This is a genomic window from Microbispora sp. H10949, from assembly GCF_014161435.1.
Classification (GTDB): Bacteria; Actinomycetota; Actinomycetes; order Streptosporangiales; family Streptosporangiaceae; genus Microbispora; species Microbispora triticiradicis.
The window spans coordinates 88,218-100,748 of sequence record NZ_JABBWZ010000013.1; the positions used below are offsets into that span (position 1 = coordinate 88,218).

Sequence of the window (12,531 nt, forward strand, 5' to 3'; positions counted from 1 at the left end):
TTGCCCCCCGATGTCCCATCCGCCCACGACCCCTACAGCAGGTCAGCCGCCGCGTTCGCCGTACCAGCCGGCCAGCTTGCCCTTGCGGCTGACCGCGCGCAGGCGGCGCTCGACCGTCTCCCGCTGCGCGGCCGTGGTGACGACGAGAAGCTGATCGCCCACCAGAAGCTGGGTCGTCGGCCCGGGCACGAACGACCGCCCGTTCCGTACGACGAGGGTGACCATGGTGTCGGTCGGCAACCGCAGCTCGAAGATCTCCACGCCGTGCATGAGCGACCCGCGCGGGATGCGGACCTGCAGCAGGTCGGCCTTCAGCTCCTCCAGCGGCGCGGCCTCCACGTCGAGGTCGCGCGCCTCGCCCTCGGCGGCCAGGCCGAGCACCCGCGCGAGGTACGGCAGCGTCGGCCCCTGTAGGAGCGTGAACACGATGACGATGACGAAGACGTCGTTGAACAGGCCCTTCGCCCCCGGCACCCCCGCGCTCCAGGGGATCGTGGCGAGCACGATCGGCACCGCGCCGCGCAGCCCGGCCCACGACAGGAAGATCTGTTCGCGCCACGGCATCGAGCCGAGGCGCAGCAGCCACACGACCGCGCTGGACACCAGGACCGACGCGGGCCGGGCGACCAGGACCAGCAGCACCCCCGACACCAGGGCGGGCACGATCACGACGGGCAGTTCCGCGGGGTCGGCCAGGATGCCGAGCATCACGAACAGCCCGATCTGGGCGAGCCACGCCGCGCCCTCCGCGAAGCCGCGGGTCGCGGCGCGGTGGGGGAGGCGGGCGTTGCCGAGGATCAGCGTCGCCACGTACACGGCGAGGAAGCCGCTGCCGTGCAGGAGCGCCGCCCCGCTGTAGGCGACGAACGCCAGCGCCAGCACCGCGATCGGGTAGAGGCCGGAGGCGGGCAGGGCCACCCGGCGCAGCGCGTACGCCCCGGCGGGGCCGATCGCGAGGCCCACGGTCGCGCCGATGGCGAGTTCTGCGGTGGTCTCCAGCAGGGTAACCGGCAGCGAGGGCGTCAGCGTCGTGCCCACGCTCAGCGTCATCACGAGGATGACGGCGGGCGCGTCGTTGAAGCCCGACTCGGCCTCCAGGATCCCGGCGAGCCGGGGTGGCAGCGGCAGCCGCCGCAGCACCGAGAACACGGCCGCCGCGTCGGTGGAGGCCAGTACGGCGCCGAGCAGGAACGCCGACCGCCAGTCCAGGCCGAGCAGGGGCGCGACGGTCGCGGCGAGCACGGCGACGCTGACCGCGATGCCCACCGTGGCGAGCACGAGCGCGCTCGGCACGGCGTCGCGTACGTGACTCCAGTTGGTGGTCAGGCCGCCTTCGGCGAGGATCACCGCGAGCGCGATCAGGCCGAGTTCCTGGGCGAGGTGCGCGTTGTCGAAGTGGATGCCGCCGAGGCCGCGCTCGCCGAGCAGCAGGCCGAGGCAGAGGTAGATGAGCAGGGTGGGCAGGCCGGTGCGGTGCGCGATCCGTACGGACGCGATGGCCGCGATGACGACGGCGGCGGACAGCAGCAGCCAGACGTTCAGACCCACCGCTCCCTTCGCCGCGACTGCGCCAATCTTGTCACATCTGCACCAACCGGACGATTCCGCTCGGGAGGGCAGCGAACCGTACATGCTGATCGTGCGGCTCCGCGGGGACGCCCTCGATGAGCTCGCCCTCGTGCAGCAGCGCCACCGTCGGCACGTTCGGCCCGACGCGGGTCAGCGCCCGGTCGTAGAAGCCGCCGCCCCGGCCGAGCCGTACGCCGGTCACCCGGTCGACGGCGAGGGCGGGGACGAGGACCAGCGCGGCCGTCCTGATCGCGTCCACCCCGCGCCGGACGTCGACCGGCTCCATCACCCCGTACGGCCCCGGGGCGAGCGAGTCCGGGCCGTCGTACACCGCCCAGTCGAGCTCGCCGTCGGGCCGCTGCACCGGCAGGATCACGGTCGCGCCATGCTTCCACATGGCCAGGATCAGCCCGTGCGTGGACGGCTCGGCCCCGATCGACCAGTAGCAGGCGACGAGCCCGGCCATCTGCACCCACGGCTGGTCGAGGAGCGTCTCACGGACCGCGGCAGAGGACGCGCGCAGCGTGCGTTCGTCGAGCTCCGACCGGTCGCGGAGGATACGGCGACGCAGGTTCAGCTTGTCCACAGCCCGCTCCGTTAGTGTTCAACCATGGCTGACTTCGATCCCGTGACCAAAGCCGTTGTGCCCGCCGCGGGTCTGGGCACCCGCTTCCTTCCCGCGACGAAGGCGACCCCCAAGGAGATGCTGCCCATCGTCGACAAACCGGCCATCCAGTATGTGGTGGAGGAGGCCGTCTCCGCCGGGCTGCTCGATGTCCTGATGGTGACCGGCCGCAACAAGCGTTCGATCGAGGATCACTTCGACGTAGCGTACGAGCTTGAGGACGCGCTGCGCGCCAAGGGCGACGAGGAGCGGCTCAACCAGGTGAAGGAGCCGGTGGACCTCGCCACCATGCACTACGTGCGGCAGGGTGAGCCGAAGGGCCTCGGCCACGCCGTCCTGTGCGCCAAGCAGCACGTCGGCGACGAGCCGTTCGCCTGCCTGCTCGGCGACGACCTCATCGACCCCCGCGACCCGCTGCTCAGGCGCATGATCGAGGTGCGCGCGACGTACGGAGGCAGCGTCGTCGCGCTGATGGAGGTGCCGCGCGAGCACGTCTCCCTGTACGGCGCCGCCGCCATCGAGCCGACCGACGAGGACGACGTCGTCCGCGTCACCGACCTCGTGGAGAAGCCCCCGGCCGACGAGGCCCCCTCGAACTGGGCGATCATCGGCCGGTACGTGATCGACCCGGCCGTGTTCGAGGTGCTGGAGCGGACCCCGCCGGGGCGCGGCGGCGAGATCCAGCTCACCGACGCGCTGCGCACGCTGGCCGCGACGGCCCCCGGCGAGGGTGGGCCGGTGCACGGCGTGCTGTTCCGGGGCCGCCGCTACGACACCGGCAACAAGCTGGAATATCTCCAGACCGTGGTGCAGTTCGCCGCGAACCGGGGCGATCTCGCGCCCGAGTTCCTGCCCTGGCTCCGGCAGTTCCTCGACACGATCGAGTCCTGAGCGACATGAAGCCCGTCGACCGCCATCTCGCCGACATCCTCGCGGTGGTGCGCCCGCTCGCCCCGCTGGAGGTCGAGATCGACGCCGCCCTCGGTGCCGTGCTGGCCGAGGACGTCGCCTCACCCGTGCCGCTGCCGCCGTTCGACAACTCGGCGATGGACGGCTACGCCGTACGGGCCGAGGACGTCGCCGGGGCGCCCGTCACGCTGCCCGTGATCGGGGACGTGGCGGCGGGCGACGGCGGGCTGAACGCCGTCGGGCCCGGCCTGGTCGCCCGCGTCATGACCGGCGCGCCGATCCCGGCCGGGGCCGACGCCGTCGTCCCGGTCGAGTGGACGGACGGCGGCACCGCCCGTGTACGGATCGACAGGCCGGCCCCGCCGGGCAACGCGATCCGGCGGGCGGGAGAGGACGTCCTCGCGGGGGAGACGGTGCTCCACGAGGGTGCCCGGATCGGCGCCGCCCAGGTCGGGATCCTCGCCGGAGCCGGCCGGCGACGGGTGCGGGTGCGGCCCCGGCCGAGGGTCGTCGTGCTGTCCACGGGTGCCGAGCTCGCCGAGCCCGGCACCCCGCTGGGCGCGGGCCAGATCTGGGAGTCCAACAGCTTCATGCTGACGGCCGCCGTACGGGAGGCCGGAGCGGAGGCGTTCCGGGCCGGTTCGGTCTCCGACGACCCCAAGGAGTTCCTGGACGTCCTGGACGCCCAGCTCCTGCGGGCCGACGCCGTGATCACCAGCGGCGGCGTCTCGATGGGGGCGTACGAGCCGGTCAAGGAGGCCCTCTCCCCGCTGGGCACGGTGGCCTTCGAGAAGGTCGCGATGCAGCCGGGGATGCCGCAGGGCTTCGGCGTCGTCGGGCCCGACCGTGTGCCGATCTTCACGCTGCCCGGCAACCCCGTGTCGTCGTTCGTGTCGTTCGTGCTCTTCGTGAGGCCGGCCCTGCGGGCCATGCAGGGGCTCCCGGTGGGACCGCCGGAGGCCGTACGGGCCACCGTGACGGCGCCGCTGCGGTCGCCCGCCGGGAAGCGGTCCTACCTGCGGGCCGTGCTGACCGGGCGGACCGTCGCGCCGGTCACCGGCCAGGGTTCGCACCAGCTCGCGGCACTGGCCGCGGCGAACGCGCTGATCGTGGTTCCGGAGGACGCGACCTCGCTGCCCGAGGGCGCCGAGGTGGAGGTGATCCCGCTGTGAAGCTGACCCACGTCGACGAGACCGGCGCCGCCCGGATGGTCGACGTCTCAGAGAAGGACGTGACCGCCCGTACGGCCGTCGCGACCGGCCGCGTCCTGCTGTCGCCGGAGGCGGTGGCGGTGCTGCGGGCGGGGGACGTGCCCAAGGGCGACGCGCTGGGGGTGGCGCGCATCGCCGGGATCATGGGGGCCAAGCGCACCCCCGACCTGGTGCCGCTCTGCCACCCGATCGCCCTGACCGGCGTAAAGGTCGACCTGTCCGTGGTGGACGAGGGCGTGGAGATCACCGCCCGGGTCCGTACGGCCGACCGCACGGGCGTCGAGATGGAGGCCCTCACGGCCGTCACCGTCGCGGCGCTCGCCCTGGTCGACATGATCAAGGCGGTGGACCCGGCGGCGGTGATCACCGGCGTCCGGGTGGAGGAGAAGACGGGCGGCAAGACGGGCCACTGGGACCGCGAGGCCGGCGACGACCGTGACGCCCGCGATGTTCCCGGCGCTCACGGCGCTCGCGATCGGAGGTGAGGGCGGCGTGCGCGCGCTGGTGGTGACCGTCTCCAACCGGGCGTCCGCGGGCGTGTACGAGGACCGTTCCGGGCCGCTGCTGGCCTCCCTCCTCAAGGAGGCGGGCTGCGACCGGGTGGACGGCCCGCGGGTGGTCCCGGACGGCGAGCCCGTCGAGGCGGCGCTGCGCGAGGGAGTCGGCGAGGGGTACGACGTGATCGTGACCACCGGCGGCACCGGCGTCACCCCCCTGGACCTCACGCCCGAGATGACCCGCCGCGTCCTGGACCGGGAGATCCCCGGCATAGCCGAGGCCGTACGGCAGGTGAACCGCGAGAAGGTGCCGACGTCGATCCTGTCCCGCGGCCTCGCCGGGCAGGCGGGCCGGACGCTGGTGGTCAACCTCCCGGGGTCGTCCGGCGGCGTACGGGACGGCATGGCCGTGCTGGCCCCGATCCTGGCCCATGTGGTGGACCAGATGCGCGGCGGCGACCATGTTCGCTGAGCGCTCGATGCCGGGCGCCCCCACGTGGCGCGTTGACCGTTCTCCGGTGGATGATTGACGGATGGATCGACTTCGCGGCTGGCCGGTGTCCCTGACCGAGGGGCCCGTGGGGCTGCGGCCGCTGCGCCTGCGTGACGTCCGTGACTGGCGCGACACCCGGCTGCGCAACGCCGAGTGGCTCCGCCCGTGGGAGCCGAGCAACCCGGAGACCCCGCTGTTCCGCACCGGTCTCGGGCCGTACGTCTCGATGGTCGGCACGCTGCGCCGCGAGGCCCGCCAGGGGATGGCCATGCCCTGGGTCGTCACGTACGAAGGGAGGTTCGCCGGGCAGCTCACCGTGGGGGCGATCGTGTGGGGATCGGCCCGTTCCGCCCAGGTGGGCTACTGGGTGGACGGCCGGCTGGCCGGGCGGGGCATCATCCCGACCGCGCTCGCCATGGCCGTGGACCACTGCTTCTTCACCACCGGTTTACACCGTCTGGAGGCCAACATCCGGCCGGAGAACCAGGCCAGCCGCCGGGTCGTGGAGAAGCTCGGCTTCCGCGAGGAGGGCATCCGCCGGCGTCAGCTGCACATCGACGGCGCCTGGCGCGACCACATCTGCTACGCGTTGACCGTGGAGGACGTGCCCCGCGGGCTGCTCGTGCAGTGGCGCCGCACGATGAACTCGGCCGCCCGCCGCAGCGAGCCCAGCCCCGGTTAGGCGTCGGCGGATGTGCCTCGCCGCCGTCGCAACCGAGACACAAGTGGATCACCAGTGGGCCCCGTGATGCTTCGTGGCCGTAAGCGAAACCGCATCACGGGGAGACATCCGTATGAGGAAAAAGGCGTTATCCACCGCGGCGGCCGCTCTGACCGCTCTGGCCGCCTCGGCGGCCATGAGCGCGGCGGCTCCCGCACCCGCGTCCGCCGCGGTCGTGACGATCGAGATCGTGCCCGCCCGCACCGAGACCGTGCGGGAGTGGATCGACCCGTTCACCTGCCCGACGAACATGGTGCTCACCGGGCGCTCGCACTACGGCGACGAGAACGATGCCACCACCTACACCTGCAGCTTCGTCCTCATCAACGGTGAGCAGGCCCGGGTGTACCTCGGCGACTGGACCTCCCGCCAGAAGGAGAGCAGGTCCGACTACAGCGCTCCCGACCACCAGGCCGTCGCCGGCAGGTGGCACGAAGGCGACGAGAACGGCTACACGAGGTACCGCACCGCCACCATGTACTGGCAGGGGCGGCAGGTGCTGCTGGCCAACGGGGACATCAGCGGTGCGTTCCGGGAGAGCAGCCACAACTGGCAGGCCGAGGGGAAGACGGTCATGACCGGCCGTAAGCACAGCGGGGACGAGAACGGCAACACCTGGTACCGCTTCGCCACCGTGACCGTCGCGGGCTGACAAGAGAGGCACCGAATACCATGAGAACGTTCGGCAAGGCCCTGTCCGTCGTCGCGGCGGCCGCCGCCCTGTCCGCCACCGCCATGGCCGCTCCCGCCTCGGCGGCGGTGACGATCAAGGTGGAACAGATCTCCAGCCAGACCGTGCGGGAGTGGTGGGGCGTCCAGGTCACCTGCCCCCCGAACCAGGTGCTCACCGGCCGCTCGCACTACGGTGACGAGAACGCCTACACCACCTACTACTGCAGCCGGATTCTGATCAACGGCGAGCAGGTCGAGGTGCACACCGGAGACTGGACATCCCCCCAGCGGGAGAGCAGGTCCGACTACAGCGCCCCGAACGACCAGGTGGTCGTCGGCAGATGGCACGAGGACGACGAGAACGGCGACACGAGGTATCGCAGCGCCGCGCTGTACTGGCAGGGGCGGCAGGTCAGGCTGATCGACGGGGACGTGAGCGGTCAGTACACCGAGAGCAGCCACACCTGGCAGGCGCGGGCCGGCAGGGTCATGACCGGTCGTACGCACTTCGGGGACGAGAACGGCAAGACCACGTACCGGTCCGCCACCGTGTACTTCGAGGGCTGATCTCCTCCGGCGCATAGGCCCGCGTACCGTCAGTGCCCTGGTGCGGCTGAGGCACTGATCGTCCGGGCCGGGACGGTCGGCCGGGAACGCCGCGGGGCCACCGCGACCCGGTCGGCCGGGCCAGGAATCCGCGTGGTCCGTCGGGACCACGCGGCTTCCGCGGGATCGAATTACATGAACAGCTTTGACGATCTCGCGACACACCGGACCGAATGCTCGTCATTCATCGACACGCGGTCCTACGGTGCGTGACGTGAACACCTCTCAGACGACACGAGCGCAGGGACGTGTTCACCATGCCCCCGGACCCGCCCGTACGGCGTTCCGGAGGCTGATCCGGAGGTGGGCGCGTGGGTAGCGCCGTGCTCTACCTCGCCATCGTCGTCATGTGGCTCAGCGTCCTGCTGCCCATGTGGCTGCGCCGCGACCGGCACACCGACGACGACCTTTTCGAGGACCCGGCGGCGGAGGCGACCACGCTGTCCGAGCGGCCCGCCGTCTCGGCCGACCCCGACCCCGAGGACGGTTCCGCTCCGGGCGTCGAGGACGGCGCCGAGGAGAACGACGCCGACACGGTCGTCACCCCGCCTGCAAGGGTCACCTCGACCGCCTCGGCATCCGCGGCTCCGGCCGGCTCCGCGGACCAGGCCACCGCGGACCAGGTGGCGGCCGAAAGGCACGCGCGGGCCCGCAGGATGGCCGCCCACCGCCGGGCCCGGATCCTCGCGCGGCGCCGCAGGCGCCTTTTGTGGAGCGTTCTGCTCGTCCTGGCCTCCGTGGTCACCGCGGCCGTCCGGGTGATGCCCTGGTGGGCGGTCGCGCCCTCCGGCGTGCTCCTCGTCGGCTACCTCGCCGTGCTGCGCGTGGCCGTACGCGCGGACCGGGAGCAGCGGGAGAAGGCCGCGCGGGCGCGGGCGGCGTACCTGCGCAGGCAGCGGGAGCGCCGCCGCGCCCTGGCCGCCCTGACCCGCGAGGCAGAGATCATCAAATTCGAGGCGCGCAAGCGTTCGCAGGTCTTCGACCAGTACGCCGACGGGCGGCGCGCGGCCGGAGACTGATCCGGTGGCGCGAACACCCCGCGGAGTTTGCTAATCTAGTCGAGGTCGTTGGGGCTATAGCGCAGTCCGGTAGCGCACTTCGTTCGCATCGAAGGGGTCTGGGGTTCAAATCCCCATAGCTCCACAACGATTTTGCAGGTGAGAAGGGGTCTCGGAGGTTCCTCCGGGGCCCCTTTTCCGATCTCGGGGTCGTCGGTCATGATCGTGGTGACCGGCTCGGCGACGTTCCTCAGCACCACCTCGCGCGCATGTGCCTGCCGAAGGGCTCGCTTCGGGATCGAGTGAACCGTTTGCAGGCTACCTTCGTGGTCGCCCCAGATCGATGTGATCAGACTCCGGGATCACTGTCGGCGCGATGATGCGACTGCGGTCGCGCGAAAGCAGGGACTCCAGGGGGACGCGCGAGCGGCCTGCGTGATCAACGATTGGCCGCGTGATCGAGACCATCGCGGGGATCGGCATGCCACCCCTGGAGATCCTGCTTCTGCTGGGCGTCGTCAGCCTGCTGTGGTCGCGGTGGTGCCCGCCCTCAGCCCGGCGGCCGGTCGCGCTCGCCGCGGCGGCGGTCGTCGCCCTGTCCGGGATCGTACTGACCGTGCGCGGGTTGCGCTGGCAGATGGCGCCCGCGCTCGCCGGTGTCCTGGTCGCGCTCGCGTTCGCCGTGCCAGTAATCGCCGGACGCCCGGCGCGGCGGGTGAGCCGGTGGCTCACCCTGCCGGGAGTCGTGGTCTGCCTCGGCCTGGTTTGTGCGAGCGCGGCCGCCGCCTGGGCGGTGCCCGTGCCCGTGTTCCCCGTGCCGTCCGGTCCGTACGCGGTGGGCACAGCGGTGACGCAGTGGACCGACGCCTCTCGCCCGGAGCCCGCGACCGATGAGCCCGGCGACCACCGCACGGTCGTGGTCCAGTTGTGGTATCCCGCGCCCAAGGGCACGGCCGGTTCCCGTGCCCGGTATCTCGGCCGCACCGAGCGGGAGGCGCGTATGGTCGCGGACGGCCTGACCGGCTACCTCGGCGTGCCCGCCTTCCTGCTCGATGACGCGGTCCGTGCCCGCACCGGCGCCGTGTACGACGCGCCTGCGGCGGCCGGGCGGTTCCCGATCGTGCTGTTCTCTCCCGGGCTGGGAGGCGTGCGCACCCAGAACACCGCGTGGGCGGAGGAACTGGCCGGCCGCGGCTACGTCGTCGCGGCCCTCGACCACCCGTACGACTCCGCCGCCGTCGTGCTCGACGATGGACGGACCATCCGCACGCGGGTCGTGGCCACCGGCGACGACGAGGAGGACAGACGGCTCGCGACCGGCTGGACGGCGGTCAGGGCCGCCGATCTCAGCTTCGTCCTCACCCAGCTCGGCCGCCTCGACAAGGGCGAGATCCGCGGCCCGCTGACCGGACGGCTCGACACCGCGCGTGCGGCGGCGACCGGGCACTCCATCGGCGGAGGCGCCGCTCTGCGGGCCGCCCGTCAGGACTCCCGGTTCGCGGCGGTGATCGACCTGGACGGCTACCCGTACGATCCCGCGCCCCGGCCCTACCATCAGCCGGTGCTCGCGGTCACCCATCCCGTCGACCCGGCCGACAACCCGACGTACATCCCTCGTCTCACCCGGATCCTCACGCTGAGCACGTCGGCGAGCTATCGGATCACGGTCCCCGGTGCGGCGCACCTCACCTTCGCCGACGCGCCGCTCTACCTGCCGCCGGTGCCGTCCGTTGTCGGTTCCCTGGGCCGCACCGGGGGCCTGTCCGTCACCACGGCGGCCACCAGGACCTTCCTCGACGCCACCCTGCGTGACAAACCCGGCGACCTGGCCACGCTCCTGCGCCCGTACGGCGACCTCACCGTCCACTGGCCCGCGCCGAAGGACGACACGGGGGACCGTGACTGATGCGCTGTCCGCCGACGTTCAGCAGGGTCGAGGAAGTAGGCCGCGCACCTGCGGGCCGAAGGCTTACTGGCCCCGCTCATAATGCTCGATCAGGCCGAGGCGGCGGAGGAGATCGCGTCGTGTCCGTGCGACCGCGATCCGACTCCCGCGACGGGTGCAGTGCCGGCGTCATGAGGTCACGCCGTTGGTTCGGTCCTCTCGGAAGCGATGGGCAGACGGGAGAGGAAGGGGGAGCGGCCGCGGAAGCCGGGGCGGAAGCGCGCAGGCGGTCCTGTGCTGAGGAACTCTTCCAGCCACGCCATGTGTTCGACCTTCTCGTTGCGGATCGCCTGGGCCAGCACGAAGGTGCGTTGATCTCTGCCTTCGGTGAGGTCGCACAGGCCGCCGTAGGGGTGGACGGCGCGTCGTACGTCTTCGATGAGTGTCGTGACCGGATCCTGCGCGTCGCCGGGGATTTCCCACGGCGACGCATGCCCGCTTCCCAGGAACTGCCGGATGTCCTCGGGAAGCGTTCCGTCCAGTTCGTAGATGCGGTTGACGAGTGCGTCGAAGTGGCGGCGATCCTCGTCGCGGATGTCCTTGAGGATCTGGCGTAGTTCCTCATCGGCGAAACCGAGCGGATAAGCGGTCAGGATTGTGTAGCGGTAGACGGCGCTCAGCTCCGCTGTGGCGGCGGAGGTGAGCCGGTCGATCAGTCCATTCACATCGACGCCTGCCTGCTCGACGACTTCGCGCGCGCTGATCATGTCGGCTCCAGGCGGTCAGGTTGCGGAGAGTTCCAGCGGGGCGCGTTCCTTCGGGTTGAGCGCGAGGAAGGCGACCCCGGCCAGGGCGCCGCCGACCAGGTCGGCCAGGAGCCAGATCCAGATCTTGGACCAGGCGAGAAGCCCCATGGAGGCGGCACCGACGGCGACGGCCGGGTTGAAGGCGCCCCCGGAAATGCCGCCGACCGCGAATGCGCCGGCCGTCACGGTGAATCCGATGGCCAGGCCGTAAAAGCTGTTGCCAGGGTGGTCCCTGCTGGTGGCCGCGTTCAGCACCACGTACGCGAGCGCGAACGTGAACAGCGCCTCGGCCAGCAGCGCGACCCCCAGCTCACGCCCAGAGGGCGACAGGGTCGGCACGCTGCGAGGATTGACGATGTAGGTAGCCGTAAGCGCGGCGAGAACACCGCCGGCCAGCTGGGCGATCCAGTAGGGAACGGCGTCCGCCAGATTGATCCGGCCACGGAGGAGCACGGCCAAGGTCACCGCGGGGTTGTAGTGGGCGCCGGAGACATGTCCTCCGGCGTACACCATGACCGTCAGGATCGCGCCGATGGCCACGGGCGCCAAAGGCGCCTTCGTCAAGACCGTGGCACCTACCGTGAGAACCAGGAAATACGTTCCGATGAATTCCGTGATGTAGCTGCGCATGGACTGTCCTCTCTACGTGTGAACCGAGACCGGTCACGCAACCGCGGGCAGCGCATGCAGATAGTTCCATGATCCGCGGCCCAGGAGATTGCGGGCTTCTTACGGGCCCTTACGGCCCCTTACGGCTCGCCGAACCAGAAATGAGGACTCTTGTCAGGTGCTCGGCATACGCACACGGCCGCGCCGGTCGGCCAGAGCGGTCAGGAGGAGGCGGCTATCAGGCCGACCACGATCAGCACCAGGGACAGGGCGGCGACCCCCGATCCGGCGATCACGGCGGCCCTGCGGCCCCGTCTGACCTTGAAGACGTACAGCAGGACGTAGGGCAGGAAGGCCAGCGCCGCGAGACCGGTGGCGGGAAGCGCCATGGCCCGCAGGACGCCCTTCGTGCCGGACGGCAGCGCCCTGTCACCCTCGGGGGTGAGCTGGGCCCGCGTCACGTCCCCCGCCTCCGAGTCGGGCGAGGCGGCCACCGCGACCGCGTCTCCACCGCCGTCGGGGACGAACCTGCCCTTGCAGTCGTACCGTCCCTGGCCGAGGGAGACGCAGGAGACGACGGTGAGGGTGCCGGGGGTGCCGATCTTTCCGGTCGCGAGCCGGAAGTCCGGCACCGCCGCCACGAACGGCAGCACGCCGAGCGCGAGCCAGCAGATCAGGAGGATGCCCATCCCGATCTTGCCCGGCATCCGGCGACCCGGGGTCACGGTCGTGGTGAGTCCCTCGAAAGCCTCGGTCAGGTCCATGACGCCAGCATGGCGTCGCGCACTTGGGACTCACCTGGAACAGGCTTGCCAGGCCGAGACGACCCGGTATGAGCGGCGAGCCGAAAAACAATTGACGGAGTGAGTGCTCACTCCGCACTATTGATCGCATGACAGAGACGACGACACCACGCCGGAGAGCGCCGGC

Annotated in this window: 14 protein-coding genes and 1 tRNA gene; 10 read left to right on the top strand and 5 right to left on the bottom strand. The window is 71.3% G+C overall.

What is annotated here, in order from left to right:
• Positions 1-42: 42 nt before the first annotated feature.
• Positions 43-1,548 (bottom strand): potassium/proton antiporter, encoded by a 1,506-nt coding sequence (locus HHX40_RS30010; protein WP_310738346.1) that lies wholly within the window; start codon positions 1,546-1,548, stop codon positions 43-45.
• 31 nt (positions 1,549-1,579) lie between these two features.
• A complete protein-coding gene (locus HHX40_RS30015; RefSeq protein WP_111701426.1) occupies positions 1,580-2,155 on the bottom strand; it encodes a 5-formyltetrahydrofolate cyclo-ligase in 576 nt (191 codons plus the stop codon).
• A gap of 24 nt (positions 2,156-2,179) precedes the next feature.
• On the opposite strand from HHX40_RS30015, the gene galU reads away from it, so the two are divergent.
• The 10 genes from galU to HHX40_RS30065 all read left to right on the top strand — a co-directional run bounded on the left by galU (position 2,180) and on the right by HHX40_RS30065 (position 10,207).
• Positions 2,180-3,085 (top strand): UTP--glucose-1-phosphate uridylyltransferase GalU, encoded by a 906-nt coding sequence (galU, locus tag HHX40_RS30020; protein ID WP_111701425.1) that lies wholly within the window; start codon positions 2,180-2,182, stop codon positions 3,083-3,085.
• Between the two features lie 5 nt (positions 3,086-3,090).
• Positions 3,091-4,275 (top strand): gephyrin-like molybdotransferase Glp, encoded by a 1,185-nt coding sequence (gene glp, locus HHX40_RS30025; protein WP_182883280.1) that lies wholly within the window; start codon positions 3,091-3,093, stop codon positions 4,273-4,275.
• Positions 4,272-4,799 carry a cyclic pyranopterin monophosphate synthase MoaC gene (moaC, locus tag HHX40_RS30030; protein WP_310738347.1) on the top strand — a complete coding sequence of 176 codons (528 nt, stop codon included), beginning with the start codon at positions 4,272-4,274 and terminating at the stop codon, positions 4,797-4,799. Before glp ends, moaC begins: the two co-directional genes overlap by 4 nt.
• Positions 4,762-5,283 carry a MogA/MoaB family molybdenum cofactor biosynthesis protein gene (locus HHX40_RS30035; protein WP_182883373.1) on the top strand — a complete coding sequence of 174 codons (522 nt, stop codon included), beginning with the start codon at positions 4,762-4,764 and terminating at the stop codon, positions 5,281-5,283. Before moaC ends, HHX40_RS30035 begins: the two co-directional genes overlap by 38 nt.
• Before the next feature lie 61 nt (positions 5,284-5,344).
• The gene (locus HHX40_RS30040) at positions 5,345-5,986 is read left to right on the top strand and encodes a GNAT family N-acetyltransferase (protein WP_111701422.1); all 642 of its coding nucleotides are present in this window, start codon (positions 5,345-5,347) and stop codon (positions 5,984-5,986) included.
• 112 nt (positions 5,987-6,098) lie between these two features.
• Complete coding sequence (locus HHX40_RS30045) at positions 6,099-6,677, top strand: hypothetical protein (RefSeq protein WP_182883281.1); 579 nt, start codon at positions 6,099-6,101, stop codon at positions 6,675-6,677.
• A 20-nt stretch (positions 6,678-6,697) separates the two neighbouring features.
• A complete protein-coding gene (locus tag HHX40_RS30050) occupies positions 6,698-7,264 on the top strand; it encodes a hypothetical protein (RefSeq protein ID WP_182883282.1) in 567 nt (188 codons plus the stop codon).
• A gap of 350 nt (positions 7,265-7,614) precedes the next feature.
• A complete protein-coding gene (locus HHX40_RS30055) occupies positions 7,615-8,322 on the top strand; it encodes a hypothetical protein (RefSeq protein ID WP_182883283.1) in 708 nt (235 codons plus the stop codon).
• 50 nt (positions 8,323-8,372) lie between these two features.
• Positions 8,373-8,446 (top strand) — tRNA-Ala (locus HHX40_RS30060).
• A gap of 309 nt (positions 8,447-8,755) precedes the next feature.
• Positions 8,756-10,207: an alpha/beta hydrolase family protein gene (locus HHX40_RS30065; RefSeq protein ID WP_220499747.1), complete on the top strand. Its 1,452-nt coding sequence runs from the start codon at positions 8,756-8,758 to the stop codon at positions 10,205-10,207.
• Between the two features lie 176 nt (positions 10,208-10,383).
• Here the strand turns inward: HHX40_RS30065 and HHX40_RS30070 are convergent, their stop codons facing one another.
• The 3 genes from HHX40_RS30070 to HHX40_RS30080 form a co-directional block, all read right to left on the bottom strand.
• Positions 10,384-10,953 carry a ferritin-like domain-containing protein gene (locus tag HHX40_RS30070; RefSeq protein WP_182883284.1) on the bottom strand — a complete coding sequence of 190 codons (570 nt, stop codon included), beginning with the start codon at positions 10,951-10,953 and terminating at the stop codon, positions 10,384-10,386.
• A gap of 15 nt (positions 10,954-10,968) precedes the next feature.
• Entirely contained in the window at positions 10,969-11,622 is a 654-nt protein-coding gene (locus HHX40_RS30075; protein ID WP_182883285.1) for an MIP/aquaporin family protein, read from the bottom strand.
• Positions 11,623-11,822: 200 nt separating this feature from the next.
• Positions 11,823-12,365 carry a hypothetical protein gene (locus HHX40_RS30080; protein ID WP_182883286.1) on the bottom strand — a complete coding sequence of 181 codons (543 nt, stop codon included), beginning with the start codon at positions 12,363-12,365 and terminating at the stop codon, positions 11,823-11,825.
• Between the last annotated feature and the right edge of the window lie 166 nt (positions 12,366-12,531).